Genomic DNA, 15,084 nt, shown 5'->3' with positions numbered 1-15,084 from the left:
CCTTTCTTCTTATGTAAGTTTAAACCTGATAAATGAGTTTCACAATTGCCATCAGTGCCACGCCGGGCAGGCCCAAAATACCGGCAATGGAGGCGCTGGCAATGTTAATGCCAATGGCAAATGAACAAAATGCAAAGAGTTTGTTGAATATGTAAAGCCCCGCCCAGCCGGCGGCGGAGTTTAAAATCAGGAGAAAAAGCCCCTTAACAGGTTTGATGAATGCAATCGCCAAAAACAGGGCCACTGCGGCGGTGACAATGCAGGCGATCAAAACAGGCGTGCTCATATTGTTTCCTCCAAAAATGGCAGTGACGTCAGATGAATGGATTTTGCAAGCTTGATATAGCGGTTAAAATTCAGTTCAGCCGCTTTCAGGCGGTAAATGCAATATTCCTTTGCATCTGCGTCGGTAATCAGGTTTAAATTCTGCCGAATGGAATCGAACTCCGATTTTGCTGCAGAAAGCTCGGATAAAAAGGCTTCCCGTTCCCGTTCCTGTTCCTTTTCCTCCTTGGTTTTTCTTACATATTCCATTAATTTTTCCGTTATTTTAATCCGGCGTACTTGTCCCGTAACTGATTCCATGTGCATAACCTCCTCTTGTTATCAGTATAATCAGTGCGGGACTAAAATATTCCAAAGTTAACAAATTTAATCCACTTCAAAAGCACAGCAAAGCGAAGTTTCGCCGTGCGCAAAAAAGCAGTTCATGGGGAACACCCGCAGCTGATAGGAACCTGCCGTTAAGCCGGGCAGTTCAAAAGTGATTTCAGGCGCATAATTTTTACCGCGGGTGAGGTTATAAAAATCAGATGCAACGGTTTTGGCCAGCACCTCGTTGCCGTTTTCGTCCGTCACAATGAGCTTATAATATTCCACACAAACGTCGAAGCTTAAAAACCGTTGACGGATTGTGGCAAATACACATTCGCCGTCCTTGCGGACGCAAACAGAAGCTTCCGGTGAAAATTCCGGACGTTTTGCCTCAAACCGCCGTTTCTTTCCATAGGGGAAAATGCCGTTTTCGGCTTCGTTTAAATCAATTACCCAGGGGCGTCCAACTACTTTTTGGGAAACCAAATCCACTTTAAACACCTTTACCACTTTGCCCGTTACTTCTATGAACAGGCTTTGGGAGAAGCCAAAAACGGGTTTGGTTTCATAGTCGCACCCTTCCAATGTGAGGTATCCTACGGCGCAGACCGGGGCGCTTACAGACGTAAATCCCTCCTGGAAAATTGCCTTTTCGTCTAAGACATGGGTATGCTGGTGACCTGAGATGTGAATAATTCTGGGCCGTTTTGTCAGAAAGCTCCGAAATTCTTCTGAAAAGGAGGAAGGTTCTTTCCTTGCATTTGCCACTGTGTTGTGCAGTGGGATGTGGGAAACAAAAAACACGGGATTCTCCGGGTCGGTGGAAAGGGCGATGCTTAATTCGTTCATGGCCCATTTTTCGGTTTCTGGCGAAGATTCCATTGCCCAGGACAGAACGGGGTATTTTATAAAATGAAAGCCGTTTAAGATAACGTGCTCCATTGCCGGCTGGCCTGTTTTTGCAAGCCAGGTGTTAAGCGCCTTATTGGTTAAGGCGGGGTCGGTGTTGCCCTGGGGGTATTCGTGATTTCCAAGCACAAAAATTTTTGGTGTGTCTGCTGGAATTGTGCTTTCTATCGTGTTTAAAATAAAGTCGTAGTTAGACGTGTAAATGTTTCGGCACACGGAGTCCTCCCAGCTGTCCAGCTGATAGGCAATGTCGCCTGTAAAGAGAAATAAATCGCTTTTGGGCAGTTTCTTCGTGTGGAACTCCAGAGCGTTTTTAAATTTATTTTCACCGGCGCCGAACTGTGTTACATGTACGTCGCTGATGACGCTGATTCTTAAATCTGGTTTAGGCATAAGAGGCACCGCTCCTTTTTTTATTTACTTAATCTTAGCACAGCAGTTTTAAAAAGTCAATAACAAACCCAAAAAGCGGCAGAAAGAAAGACCGCGGGGGAGTTCCCCGCGGTCTTTGCGTCTGTTTTATTATTCCGGTTTCGGAGCGTCAACAGGACATACGTTTGCGCAGTTTCCGCATTCGATGCAGGTATCAGCGTCAATTACGTATTTGTCGTCCCCAGCGCTGATGCAAGACACGGGACATTCCCCGGCGCATGCGCCGCAGCTGATGCAGTCGTCTGTAATTATGTAAGCCATGAATGAATACACCTCCTTTTAAAGGATATCGGGCCGAGCAATGGTAGCCGGGCCGCAAAGTATTTAAGATTTAAAAAATCTTTAAAACAACATCAGTCAATCACCTTTTCGTTGATTGGATTGCTGCCGGAAGACGTGCTTTCGCCGTCTGAGTAGCCAAACTGGGTGCGAACCAAATTTTCTGTGGCCGCCTCGTCGCAAAGATAATACGACACGCCGCCAATCATTTTCGGCGCTCCGGGCAGTGTGTAGGAGTTAAACTCAACCTTGTCGCTGTCGCGGAACTTCCAGGCATATTTTAACATATACATAACAGACATGTCTGTTTCCACATTTTTGCTGATTTCCTTAACCACAGGAACCGCCTTAAAAATATATTTCGGGCTTAGCTTTTGGTTTATCAGCTCTTTTAAAAACGCCTGCTGCATATCAATCCGGCCAAGGTCGCCGGTGGCATATCCTTTCCGGAACCTTAAAAGCCCTTCTGCGTCAGCACCGTTTAACGTTTGTTTTCCCTTTTTTAAGTGAATGTGTAAATCCTGGGCCGGGTCGTCGTAATCCATGTCCATGGGCACGTCAAACTCCACGCCGCCTAATATGTCAATAATGTTCCGCAGGCCTTCAAAATTTACCTTGCAGAAGTTATGTATCGGCATTCCTGTTAGGTCTTTCACGGTTTCAATTAAAAGTTCCTCGCCGTTTTGTTTGCCGATGCAGGCGTTAATTTTGCCGTGGGAACCTTTTTTAAACTCAACTCTGGTATCCCGCGGGATAGACATTAAGTTCACCGTTTTTTCTTTGGGGTCTAAAGAAAACAGCATGTTCACGTCGGAACGGGTGCCGTCTTTGTCCACTCCTACTACCAAAACGTTAATTTTTCCGGTGCCGGAGCTGTCTAATGCGTCTTGAAAGCCGGTGTTGGACGAAAACAGTTGAAACACCACAAAGATGATAGCCAGCACCGCTAAGGTAATGACCAGCGACAGAATAAATTTTCTTTTGTTCATGTTTTAAACCTCCAAGAGCGGGCGTCTTTAGTCTATTTCCGTAGCCGGCTTCCTTGATTGTGCAGGCGCCTTTGAAGCAGACCCAGAGCCGTCTGTGGTTTTCGGCGCAGCGGAAGCGCTGGGCTGTGCGCTTGAAGACGGGGAAGAAGATGCCTTGGCGCGCTGCTCCAGCGCCTTTGCCTCGTCTTCCGGATAGCCAAACTCCTCTAAAACCAGTTTTTTTGTTTCAGAGGGACTGTAGATATAGTAAGAAACTTTATTTTCATACCGGTCGGTTCCGGGCAGCAGGTATGTTTTCAGTTCTGTTGTGTCTGCTGACTTTAACATACTGATAAATTCAAGGGCTGTTTTTACCGTAAAGTTCGTATGCACATATTTATACGCCGCATTAATCAGCTCCGGCGCTTTTAAAATATACTGCGGCTGCATTTTCTGACGGAACAGCTCCGACAAAAAGGCCTGCTGTGCGCCAATTCTTCCAATGTCGCCCTTGTAGTAATCACCGGGGGCGTAAACCTCGGCTCCCTTGTTGTTATGGCGGAACCGCACAAAATCGTGAGCCGCCTGCCCGTCTAAATGCTGTTGGCCGGCCTTTAGATGAATGTGCAAATCCTGGGCCGGGTCGTCATAGTCCATGTCAAAGGGAACGTTATAATCGACGCCGCCTAAAATATCAATAATTTCCTTAAATCCGTCAAAATTAATCTCACAGTAGTAGTGAATGGGCATTTTCGTAATGGTTTTAATGGTTTCAATCATAAATTGTTCGCGGTTTTTCATGCCCATGCAGGCATTAATTTTCATCACTTTCCCATTGTTCAGCGTGATTTTGGTGTCACGGGGAATAGACATGAGCTTAATCTCTTTTTGCACGTTGTCCACATTTACCACCATAATGGTATCGGAGCGCTGGCCGCCCTCGTCCACGCCCAAGAGGAGCATGTTCAGCTTCCCTTCCATGGGAGGCTTGTCAAGCAGGTTTGCAATATCGTCGTCCAGCGCCGTCATATGGGACATTTTTCCGAAGTAGATGCCTAAGTTTATAGATGCAAACGCTAAAAACGCCGTCACAAATATCACAACAAACTTTTTTATATTCATATGTGAAAATCCAAAGCCTTTCTGCCCGCAAATATGAAACAACAAGCGCCTTTATCGTGCGGGCAGATAAGGCACGGCAAAAAATTATATGCATTTTTTCAGCAAAAGATGAAACCAAATTATAGTTTTGCCAAATAAAGGATTTTCATACGCACGTATAATACCATTACACCTGCATATTTAGACACTTTATTATACTATAAGTTTATTAAATAACTATTAATAAAATATTAATAATTGGTTTCTGCAATGGAAAAATTGGCAAATTTTTTGGTTTTGTAACCTATTCACACAATTTTTTGCCGTCCGTTTTCAACAATTTCAGCTCAAATTTGCCAAAATGCAGCGTTTCGCGAATTCCAAGGCTTGGAATAGAAATTTCGGCGTCCTGTTCGTGTTCCGTTGTGTTAAACAGATGCAGGGCGAAGCCGTCCGGCGTCTGTTTGTAGGAGGACACAAGCACGTCTTTGCTGGAGCACAGAATGGAAGAAGCAGAGGGTGCTCCTTCGCCTGACGGGAAAAGAGACATAATCTGCGGCTGTTCGTTAAAGCACTGGGCCTGGGCGTCGATGTTCTCAAACGGTGCAAGCCGCAGGGAAAAATGCCGTTCTCCCATGTCGATGTGGGAAAGAAAACGATTTTTCGGTGCAATTTCACGGTCTAAAATGGGGTGGGCGGAGTAAGCCGGGGTTCTGAGCAAAGAAAGCTTAATCGCGCCGTTTTCAAAGGAGCCGCCATATATTCCGCGGTTGATTGCGCAAAGGCCGCCTTTTCCCTCTTTGATTCCGCACCATTTGTGGAACGTCACCTCAGCGCCGCCGTTTTCAAGCTCCTGTGTGCCGAAGGCCGTTTGCCCATAGGCCGTGCCGAGTTTGTGTCCCGTGTCAATTCTATATTTTATCATTTTATTGGCATTTGCAGAAAACAGGGTAATATCAACGTCTAAGTAAATATCGTGTTTGGGTATGGTATATTCCACCACGGCGTAGGTTTTGTCATAACGGAAAATGGCCTGAATTTTCGTCCGCAGACTGCCGTTTTCAATCACCCTGACATTGCGGAGCGTTTCTTCCCTGTGGCCAATGAAGTCTGCCGCTTCCTCATTTGATATTAGGGAAAAGACACCGGCAAAATCCTGAAAAGACGATACTGTCATGCCCCAGGGATCTTCGTTGTCAGAGAAAACCTCCAAAACGCCGGTTTCACCGGCAATCATATCGCTGCCGTCTATCTGATATGTTTGAATCAGCCCGGTTTTGGTGCTGATTTCTACCCTCAGCCTGCCGGCGTCTATCACAATTGCATCGTTTTCTTCCGGCTGGGACAGCATTTTATAATCCTTTACCACCGAAAGGGAACAGTTAAACCGGGTGATGCCGGAGGGGGCGAGCGTGCCGCGGAACGACACCTTCTGAATCCAGTCTAAATGGAACGTGCAGGAGGGTTTTTCATTTTGGCAGACCAACGCATTCCCATTTTCGTCATACACACAGGCCACGGTTTGCTCGCCGTCGTTCCAGTTCTGGTTTTCCAGCATAAATTCAATTTCAAAGTCGCCCTCCACCGCATATGGGTGGGGGTTAAAGGCCATGATTGGAATTTGCTTATCCATTGGCTTTTTCTGTCCGCTGCAAAGGGCAAAAAAGGCTTTTGCCTGCAAACGGTCTAACGTTTCCTCAGCATGGGACATAAGTCTTAAACTGTCTTCTTCCGCCTGCTTAATGGCCGAGCCGGGCAGAATGTCGTGGAACTGGGAAAACGCAAGGTCTTCTTTTGCACGTTTCATTTGCGCGCCGTCAAATTCCGTGCCGTTTTGCAGGGCGGCACAGGCCATCATTTTTTCTGTTACCATCAGCTTGTTTTCCAAAGACCTGTGGGCCTGTTTTATGCGCACCTGGGAGGTGTAGCACCCCACCATGGTGTGGCACAGGGAGGTTTTTTTAACAGGCAGGTTTTGTTTGTTTAAACCGCTGAAATAGCTGTCTGCGTCGGAGTGGACGATTTCCGCTTTGTCCTTCCTTTCGTCTATGAGCGCGTTAATTTCGTTTAAATCGATTTCCGACGGGCCGCCGCCGTGGTTTCCAATGCCCCACAAAATTAAGCCGGTTTCGTGCTCGGGGTATTTGTTCAAATAATCTTCTATTTTTTGACGCGCAGTGCCTTTTAACGTGTTATAGCCGCCGAAAATATTGTGTGCGCAGATTTCGCTGCCGTCAAATCCAACCCACTTAAAATCAAACAGGGCCTCCTCGTTAGGACGCATGTAAATATAGTTTTGATAGCCGCATTTCGCAAGAATTTGCACCAAGCCCCGGGTATGGCCAAAGGGGTCGAAATTAATAGCGGTTTTAAAGCTTACGCCGAATTTTTCTTTAAAATATTCCTGGCCAAGCTCAATTTGGTTTAAAAAGCTTTCGCCTGAGAGCATGGTGCAGTCTGGTTGCAAATACCAGCCGCCCATAATTTTCCACTTTCCGGCGGCCACCAAAGCCTGAATTTTTTGGAAAAGCTCCGGCTCATATTCTTCCACCCATTTATATAAAACCGCCTCGTTGTGGTTAAACACAAACCCGTCATATTTTTCGCAGAAGTTTACTGCCACGCGAAAGGTAGAAACCGCTTCGGCCGCGCCCTCTTTCCACTGCCACAGCCAAACCGGGTCTAAGTGCGCGTTGCACAAAAGATGGATTTTTGGTTTCATAAAGTCGTCCTCCTGAAAATCATATTATATTATCTTTTTCATATCATAAATGACATGCTTTGTCAACCTTTTTTTTGATTCCCCACTTGGAAAACCAAACGGTTTGTGGTAAGATAAAGACAAGGAGGTGTCAGCATGAAAAAGTTGTTTACATTGGCTCTTGCCGCGGCGCTGGTTTGCTTCATGGTTTTACCCGTGGGCGCCGCCGCAAAACCGGTAAGTGAATTATGTGAATACAGCGGCTCGCCCGATTCATTTTGGGTAACGGAAAATTACGACGGAGCAGCCCCAAAAACAAGGGCAAAGGCCGCGTCCGGCCTGCCGGAAACGTTTGATTTACGAAATGCCGGCGGCGTTTCTTTTGTCAGCAGTGTGAAAAATCAGGGAAATACCAACTCCTGTTGGGCGTTTACCTCGCTATCCTGCCTGGAAACGTTTTTAAGGCGCAAGACATTTGAAAGCAGCGGTGAGCTTATTGGTTACGACTTCTCGGAGCGCCACTTAGAGCACGCCACCTATCCTGCTATGCAAGACGGCACGAACCCCTATGCGCCAGCCTGCCGCAGCGCCAACGCCGGGGGAAACGTGGTTTCCGCCGCAGGATATTTTCAAAACGGACTGGGGCCGGTGCCGGAAAGCAGCATGCCCTTTGAAAACAAAATGGACACGTTAAGCCGGGCAGACATTCAAATAGCGCCGGCGGCAGCGGTGCGCGCCATGCGCTATTTTCCGAAATTTACGAGCAATATTTTTGACTATAACTACCATGAGCTGATTACCGGAATTAAAGAGGAAATTTACCGCGGCGGAGGCGTTTCAGCGGTGATGAACACCAACGTCGGCGGATATAATGCAGACGGCACGGCGTATCATTCCGCCGAACGGACGGGCACGGCAAACCACGCCATAACGCTCATCGGCTGGGACGACAATTTCAGACGTGAAAACTTTGGGGCGGACAAGCCGGAGGGAAACGGCGCGTGGATTGTGCGGGACTCTGCCGGGGAGAGCGCCCATGACGGCGGATATTTTTATCTGTCCTATGAAAGTGTTGACACCTATAACATGTGCTTTTCTGTGACAGACGCGGCAGACAGCATCCCTTACGACAACGTGTACAGCGTAACCTCTGGCACCTGGGCCTATGGGAGGGGGTATGAAAACAACGACGATATGGCATATGCCGCAAACATCTATGCGAAACAGCCGGTGCCGGAGCTTTTGACAGACGTTGGATTAAGTTTCCGCGGATATACGGAATATGAGATTTATTTGAACGCAAACAATCAGGATTTAACGCCGGAAAACCTTACTCTGGCGGCAAAGGGCACCCAGGACCATATGGGATTTGCGACAGTGACGCTTCCTGAGCCGGTTTTGCTTACGGGAACGGAATTTGCAATTGTGATCAAATATGTCACGCCGGGCTATTCCTACAGTGTGCCGGTGTCAATTCCGCCTTTCTGCCCTGAAATCTCCCAGGGGTGTTCCTATCTTTCTCCCGATGGGGAAACCTGGGAGGACACAGCGCTGTCTGACTGTGTGGTGGGAATTTACGGCTATACGAAAGACTGCGGTGAGAAATCGGCGGTAAGTTTTTCAAAACTGGGAAAAACGTATGTCACAGTTTATGACGAGGGAGGACGCCTCATTCGCCCGAAAGCCGACGGAAGCTACGCGCTCGCCGCCGGGACATACCGCTACATTGCAGAGGAACAGGCTTTGGGCCGTGCAGAGGGGACGTTCGTGACGGACGGTTTCACGTCCCGAAACCTTGAGCTTTCCCGAACAGATTTTGTGGAGCAGCCTGAATCTGACATGCCCTATGTAAAGGTGAAGGAAATTGCCTACCGGGCAACCGTGGAACCGGCAGAATTTGCCACGCTGAACCTGTATATGGGAAAGGCGGAAGGATTTAAACTTTATTATGAACCTCCGTCCGGCGGGCAGGCGGAGGTTGAGGAGCAGTTTTTAAGCGTAGATGCTGGCGGCAGGGTTCGGTTAAGCAGGGAGTTTTTAACGCCCTTTTTGGAGTGCGGCGAGGGCGGCGTTTCCCTCTTAGTTGTGTTCACCGGTTCGAACGGCTTAGAAATGAAGACGGACACCTGCCGGGTTGTATTTACAAAATCGGCCTTCGGGGGCGTGTTCAGCGCCCTTGCCAACGTGATTTATAACCCGACGGAAAGCGTAAACAGGGCATATGTGGAGCAGTTAATCAAAAAAAATCTGGCCATAGGCGGCCAGGTTGAAATCAAACAATATGACGTTGCCTATCCCACAAAAACGCAGAACGGATTTTTAACATGCGACATTTTGGTGCTGGACGCGTTCTCAGGGCGGTATTATCAGTTTGCGTTTCATGGGGAGGTGCCCCGGGTTTTACAGGAGGTTACGCTGCAAAACGGGAACTACCGCGTCAGGGTGCGGAACAATGTGGAGGGAATTCGCACGGTGAGCGTGTGTGCAGAATATGGTCCCGGCGGGAGGCTGCTCTCCGTCACCTATAAAAATGTGGCGCTGATTGAAAGCAGTTTTTCCTATCCCGACAAAGGAAACCGCGTGAAGCTTTTTGTTCTTTCCGCAGAAGATTTTATTACGCCTTACGCGCCTGCCTTTGACAGCGATTTCACAAAATAAAAACAGCGCCGGATGCAGCAAATGCGTCCGGCGCTGTTTTTATCAATGAAACGAACTGTATGCCTTTCCGTTTTTTAAGGAAACGCCCTTGGCCTCAGCCAGCTCGCTTATGGTAACTAGTTTGTAGCCCCGGGAGATAAGCTCGGGAATCGCCCGAACCGCAGCCTCGGCAGACTGGCTGTAGAGGTCGTGCATTAAAACAACAGAACCGTCTTTCACATTTTTTAAAATACCGTTTACGGTGCTGTCTGCGTTTCTGGTTTTCCAGTCCAGCGTGTCCACAGACCACATGATGAGCGGTGCGTCAGCCAAAGAAGAAACGGTGCTGTTATAATTTCCATATGGCGGGCGGATTAACGTTGGATTTGCGCCGGTGACGGCAGCAATTGCGTCGGAAACATCTTTTAGCTCCGCTTTCACGCCGTCTGCCCCCAGGGTTTTTAAATTTTTGTGGTTCATGGTGTGGCTTCCAATTTCCATGCCCAGGTCATAGGCCCGCTTGAGCACGGAGGAATGGGGTTTTATGTTATAACCTACCACAAAAAAAGTGGCTTTTGCGTTGTTGGCCTCTAAACAGTCTAAAATTTTTGGCGTAAACTTGCTGGGGCCGTCGTCAAACGTGAGGGCCACCATTTTGGTGCCGGTTGGGGCTTTTTTCGGGAAATCGGCCGGACTTTGATACCACCCGGCATCCAGGTACGAGTCAAGCTCCGTCTTTTTTATATCCAATGTGCGGCCGTCGGTGGCATAAACTGTCATTACAGGCTCCTCATACCAGCCAACCTCTTTATAATCCTGGATTTCGCTTTCATAAACGTCGATGGTGCGGCCGTCAGGGGCATACATGGTAACAAGTTCTACCGGCTCCGGTTCAGGCGTAGGAGTCGGCTCCGGCGCTTTCGTGTTTTCAGGCACCGGCGATTTTTCTGTCGCCGGAGGCGCCTCGTTCTGCTTTTTTATGGGAACAAGCTTGCCGCCGTGCTTCGTTTCGGTTTCAACTGCGCTTTGCCCAACAAGCCTGTCCGAGCCGTCGGGATAATATATCCTTGTCATGGCGCCTGCGCTGACACCTGCACAAATGCCAAAGGACATGATAACATAAAGCATGGTGCAAATAAATTTTTTCATACAAAACCCCTCCTTTACTCCATGTTTATCTGGAGCCGTTCATAAGTTTCCAAATTCCCCCGGCATACCGCTTAAGCAGCATCGACAGGGCCACTAACAGCGCCAGCGTAATTACTGGGAGCAGAAGATACTCAAACAGCGCAGTGACCGGTGTGACGGGAAAAATGAGCTGGTTTGCCGCCTGGAAAAACTCTAAAATCGTTCCGTGGGCGGAATATATGAAAAATGTAATGGTCGTAATATTTTGGGGCAGCGGCTTTGTAATGACGCTATCGAACAGAAACCAGAACGAAACGGCTGACACGGTGCAGAACAAAATGTGAAGCACAAGGGCCTGGGTTACCTGAAACAGCACGAAAAAGGCCTGTCCCAAAACCACGCCCAATACCGCCAGGCGTTTTATCTGTTTCTCTTTTTTATTTACTGCGTCAAAATAGTGCATTCCTACAAAACCGCCCAGCATATAGTAAAACAGGCCGTCGATTTGGATAAATTTTTGGTGGAACACATTCATGGAAAGGTTTCCTGCTGCGTCGGTGCAAAACAACAGAAACACCGCGCTTAAAGTGACAATTGCCACAGGCTTGTTTTTTAGAAGCACATAAATGACTGGGCAAAGCAGTGTGTATAAAATGAGCTGATACATGAACCAATAGCCCAGGTTGTATTTATATAAAAACACGCTCTCTAAAAAGTTTTCAGGGGTGAAAACCACACGGTTGATGTGTAGAACGTCCTCCACAACGTGAAACTTGCCCAAAAGATAAAAAAGCGAAAAGCGGAACAGGTTCCACAAAAGGTATGGAATGATCAGAGAAAAGAAACGGTTTTTCATTTTTTGCGGATATTTGCTGAAATTAAAATCCCGGTAAAACAGAATACCCGAAAACATGAAAAACGATGGAACGCCGATTTTAGCAATGTCACCGGAAATCAGCCGTTCAAAATAGTAAACAAACTTTTCAAAGACGGACTGATTGGGGGAAACAGAAAAATTTCCGAGATTTTCCGTATGGATTAAAATCACCAGAATGCTTAAAAAGGCGCTGTAGCTCAGCAGCTTTTCCTTATTTATGACACGCTCGCCGTTCAATCAAAAAACCTCACAATATATCACATAGTTATCCACTATTATAATATATTGTAAGGTTTTTTTCAAGCATTTCTCAGAATTTTCGACGTAAAATTATGTTTCCGCCTCAAATTTGCGAATATTTTCAGACTTGCCAATGACGATGAGTTTATCCTCCCGGTCAAAAATTTCGTCGGGCCTGATTTCAGTAATCACATCTTTTCCGCGGCTGATCGCGATGATGTTCAGCTTATACTTTTTCCGGATTTCCGACTCTAAAACCGTTTTTCCCGCGAAAGAATCCGGCAAGCTAATTTCTGCAATATCAATGTCACCCTTCAGCTCAAACAGGTTTTGAATCCGCTCAGACAGCAGGCGGCTTGCCAGCCGTTCCGCCATGTCCCGCTCAGGGTAAACCACCTCGGCCCCGATTTTTTCTAAAATTTCACCGTGGTCTGCATTGGTTGCCTTGGCAATGACGCGTTTTACGCCCATGCTCACCAAATGAAGCGTCACCAAAATGCTGGTGTCGATGTTCTCGCCAATTGCCACCACCACGACGTCGCAGTCCTGAATTCCGGTGGCCTCTAACGTTTCCTTGTCCAGTCCATTTTTAATTACAAAGGCATATTGGGTATAGTCCCGCAGCTTCCGAATGCTGTCTTCGCTGGCGTCAATCACCATAATTTCGCTGCCCGATTCCGCCAGATGCACCGCCAAAGCTGTGCCAAACCGGCCTAAGCCGATAATTCCATAGGTCTTTTTTATTTTTGATTTCATGTATGTTCCACGCGCCTTTCGCTTTGCGTTCTTTACCAGAAAAGCATGTCAAAGCCTTTCAGTTTATAAATTGCTTCTGCAAAATAATAGTCTGCATAAATAATCGGGAAGTTGTTCCCATGATAGCTTTCCGAGCCGCACCGAAGGATAGATTCCTCTTTGTTCGTCCAGTCGGCAAACGCTTCCTCAGCCGCGTGTAAAAGCTTCATTGCGGCGTTTTGGTAAAGCCTGCTTTCAAACTCCGGAACAGCCTTGGCAATTTCAATGAGCCCGCAGGCAGCAATCATGCCTGCTGTGGAGTCGTAAATCACCGGCTCCTCCGGGCTTCTGAAATCGGATTTAGGAAGATAGTCGTCGCACACCGCTGCGATAAAGTAGTGGGCAACCCGTTTTGCCGTGTCTAAATATTCCTGCTTTCCTGTATGGATAAAGCTCAGCACAAACCCATAAAGCGCCCAGGCCTGTCCCCGGGACCAGGACGACCCCTCGCCATAACCCTGCCCGCCAAAGGTTTTTACCAGCTCTCCCGTTTCCGGGTCATATTCGTTAATGTGGTTCACCGACCCGTCGGGACGCACATGAAATTTTTGTGTTTTTTCCGCATGGCTCTCGGCAATATAGCGGAACCGGTCGTCTTTGGCGTCAACTGCGGCGCGGTATAAAAGGGGAATGTTCATCATGCAGTCGATGATGGCCCAGCCCTCATGGCCGTCTCCGTTCCAGGCGCGGATAAAGCCGCCTTTGGTGTTATAGCGGGACGCTAAAATCGACGCCGCTGTCATAAACCGCGCGTGCGAGCGCTCGTTTCCGGTGAGCCGGAAGTTCACACCGGCGGTCAAGTTCCACATGAACCCAACGTCGTGATGCAGACCGAAAAAGTTTTCAAGCGCCTTGTCTAACAGTTCTTCCGTTACCTCCGCCGTTTTGCGGTATTCCTCGTTTTTTGTGCCGACATACATCAGCCACATCAGACCGCCCCAAAAGCCGTTTGTCCACCAGGATATGTCCTCACCCTGCTTGTCGTCAAACACGCCGTTCACCGTGGTGTAGGGCAGCTTGCCCCGGGCGGAAATGCAGGTTTTGGAAAGCTTTTTGTCTAACCTTTCCCACATTTCGTCAACCCACTTTTTTTCTGTTTCATTTAATGCAATCATTGTTCCACCGTCCTCTATTTTTTTCTGCAAACCATCAGTAACATCAGCCCGTTTCCCGGGTCAATTTCTGCATATTCCTGAATAAATTCGTTGCTGACCCCCAAAGAGTTTCCCAAATCCATTACCGCGTCGCTTAAGGGATAGTAAACTCCCCGGGCAAACACGTGCTCGCATTTGGTGAGTGGAATTAAAGAAAGACACCGGCCTTCCTGCCGCGGAATCCGCACTGGGGTGTTGATCAGCGTTATGTAATTGTCCTTGTCCGCAAGAGCGACTTTTATGCCGCGGTCAAGCCCAAACTTTAATAGTTGAATATTGGCAAGGGTGTGGTCAATCCGCCCTCCCAGCGCACCTAAAACCAAAATGCTGTCTGCGCCATGGCGGATTGCAATTTGAATGGCTTCCTGGGTGTCGGTCATGTCCTTTTCCGGCCGAAGGCGAACAATTTCCCGGCTTTGAATTTTGTTTTCGTCAAAGAAAGAGTCTAAATCACCAACAAATATGTCTGGTACCAGCCTTAAGCGTTCCGCATAGCTGTAGCCTTTGTCCGCGGCAAGAATCAGGTTGAAATCATCAGGGCAAACGCCCTCCGGCAGACCGTCAAAATCACCGCCGGCAAAAATCAACGCGTTCAATTGTCTATCTCCGTTTCGTTTAAAAATGAGCAAACCGCCTCTTTGGGCGACTGCGCCCCAAAAATTGCGGTGCCTGCAACCAAAACGTTTGCGCCGTTTGCTATGGGAACAGTTTTGTTCGTTAAATTTATGCCGCCGTCGACCTCAATGTCGAAATCCGGGCCGAAAAAGGTTCGCGCTGCCTGGATTTTGGCGTTTACACCGTCAATGTAGCTCTGACCGCCGAAGCCTGCAAACACCGACATAATCAGCGCCATGTCGATTTTGTCCCGGTAAGGGAACAGCCGCTCTGCCGGAACGTCGGGGTTCACAGCCAGGCCGCATTTTATGTTGTGCGACTTTATTTTATCCAGCGTTTCATCGATGTCGCTGCTGCAGCCAATGTGAAACGTAATAATATCTGCTCCGGCGGCCGCAAAATCGTCAATATAGCGCAGGGGGTCCGAAATCATTAAATGAACGTCGAACACCATTTGGCTCATTTTACGAATGCTTTTCATCACCGGCGCGCCAAATGAAATGTTGGGCACAAAATGCCCGTCCATTACGTCGATATGAAGATATTGCGCGCCTGCGGCTTCCACCGCAGACACCTCCTCGCCCAATCGGGAAAAATCTGCCGAAAGAATGGATGGAGCTAATAAAATCATTGGTATTCCTCCCTTTATGCTGC

Annotated in this window: 14 protein-coding genes; 1 reads left to right on the top strand and 13 read right to left on the bottom strand. The window is 47.9% G+C overall.

Annotated elements, in window-relative coordinates; genetic code table 11:
• Window positions 1–19: 19 nt before the first annotated feature.
• The 7 genes from WIG73_RS06340 to WIG73_RS06310 all read right to left on the bottom strand — a co-directional run bounded on the left by WIG73_RS06340 (window position 20) and on the right by WIG73_RS06310 (window position 7,005).
• A complete protein-coding gene (locus tag WIG73_RS06340; protein WP_337399756.1) occupies window positions 20–286 on the bottom strand; it encodes a pro-sigmaK processing inhibitor BofA family protein in 267 nt (88 codons plus the stop codon).
• Window positions 283–585: a DUF2508 family protein gene (locus tag WIG73_RS06335; protein WP_249313526.1), complete on the bottom strand. Its 303-nt coding sequence runs from the start codon at window positions 583–585 to the stop codon at window positions 283–285. Before WIG73_RS06335 ends, WIG73_RS06340 begins: the two co-directional genes overlap by 4 nt.
• A 66-nt stretch (window positions 586–651) precedes the next feature.
• Window positions 652–1,896, bottom strand: coding sequence for a metallophosphoesterase (locus tag WIG73_RS06330; RefSeq protein ID WP_337399755.1), 1,245 nt, complete (start codon window positions 1,894–1,896; stop codon window positions 652–654).
• A gap of 129 nt (window positions 1,897–2,025) precedes the next feature.
• Window positions 2,026–2,196, bottom strand: coding sequence for a 4Fe-4S binding protein (locus WIG73_RS06325; protein WP_177680284.1), 171 nt, complete (start codon window positions 2,194–2,196; stop codon window positions 2,026–2,028).
• Window positions 2,197–2,288: 92 nt separating this feature from the next.
• Window positions 2,289–3,203, bottom strand: a complete 915-nt coding sequence (locus WIG73_RS06320) for an LCP family protein (RefSeq protein ID WP_337399754.1) — start codon at window positions 3,201–3,203, stop codon at window positions 2,289–2,291.
• Window positions 3,204–3,230: 27 nt separating this feature from the next.
• Window positions 3,231–4,304, bottom strand: a complete 1,074-nt coding sequence (locus WIG73_RS06315; RefSeq protein WP_177680286.1) for an LCP family protein — start codon at window positions 4,302–4,304, stop codon at window positions 3,231–3,233.
• Between the two features lie 283 nt (window positions 4,305–4,587).
• Window positions 4,588–7,005 carry a glycoside hydrolase family 38 C-terminal domain-containing protein gene (locus tag WIG73_RS06310; RefSeq protein ID WP_337399753.1) on the bottom strand — a complete coding sequence of 806 codons (2,418 nt, stop codon included), beginning with the start codon at window positions 7,003–7,005 and terminating at the stop codon, window positions 4,588–4,590.
• Window positions 7,006–7,140: 135 nt separating this feature from the next.
• Here WIG73_RS06310 and WIG73_RS06305 point away from each other — a divergent pair, with 135 nt between their 5' ends.
• Entirely contained in the window at window positions 7,141–9,642 is a 2,502-nt protein-coding gene (locus WIG73_RS06305) for a lectin like domain-containing protein (protein WP_337399752.1), read from the top strand.
• Between the two features lie 42 nt (window positions 9,643–9,684).
• On the opposite strand, the gene WIG73_RS06300 is transcribed toward WIG73_RS06305, so the two are convergent.
• The 6 genes from WIG73_RS06300 to rpe all read right to left on the bottom strand — a co-directional run bounded on the left by WIG73_RS06300 (window position 9,685) and on the right by rpe (window position 15,061).
• Entirely contained in the window at window positions 9,685–10,770 is a 1,086-nt protein-coding gene (locus WIG73_RS06300; protein ID WP_337399751.1) for a polysaccharide deacetylase family protein, read from the bottom strand.
• 25 nt (window positions 10,771–10,795) lie between these two features.
• Window positions 10,796–11,863 (bottom strand): acyltransferase, encoded by a 1,068-nt coding sequence (locus WIG73_RS06295; protein ID WP_337399750.1) that lies wholly within the window; start codon window positions 11,861–11,863, stop codon window positions 10,796–10,798.
• A 93-nt stretch (window positions 11,864–11,956) separates the two neighbouring features.
• Window positions 11,957–12,622 (bottom strand): TrkA family potassium uptake protein, encoded by a 666-nt coding sequence (locus WIG73_RS06290; RefSeq protein ID WP_249313537.1) that lies wholly within the window; start codon window positions 12,620–12,622, stop codon window positions 11,957–11,959.
• Window positions 12,623–12,654: 32 nt separating this feature from the next.
• Entirely contained in the window at window positions 12,655–13,776 is a 1,122-nt protein-coding gene (locus WIG73_RS06285) for a glycoside hydrolase family 88 protein (protein ID WP_337399747.1), read from the bottom strand.
• A gap of 14 nt (window positions 13,777–13,790) precedes the next feature.
• Window positions 13,791–14,411 carry a thiamine diphosphokinase gene (locus tag WIG73_RS06280; RefSeq protein WP_337399745.1) on the bottom strand — a complete coding sequence of 207 codons (621 nt, stop codon included), beginning with the start codon at window positions 14,409–14,411 and terminating at the stop codon, window positions 13,791–13,793.
• Window positions 14,408–15,061, bottom strand: a complete 654-nt coding sequence (rpe, locus tag WIG73_RS06275) for a ribulose-phosphate 3-epimerase (RefSeq protein WP_177679235.1) — start codon at window positions 15,059–15,061, stop codon at window positions 14,408–14,410. The genes WIG73_RS06280 and rpe overlap by 4 nt, the downstream gene beginning before the upstream one ends.
• Window positions 15,062–15,084 lie beyond the last annotated feature (23 nt).

Origin of the sequence: Congzhengia sp. (genome assembly GCF_037235575.1) — a bacterium.
In the GTDB taxonomy this organism is placed as follows: Bacteria; Bacillota; Clostridia; order UBA1381; family UBA9506; genus Congzhengia; species Congzhengia minquanensis.
Note: the sequence above shows the minus strand (reverse complement) of the source record. Positions and strands in the feature narration are given on the sequence as shown.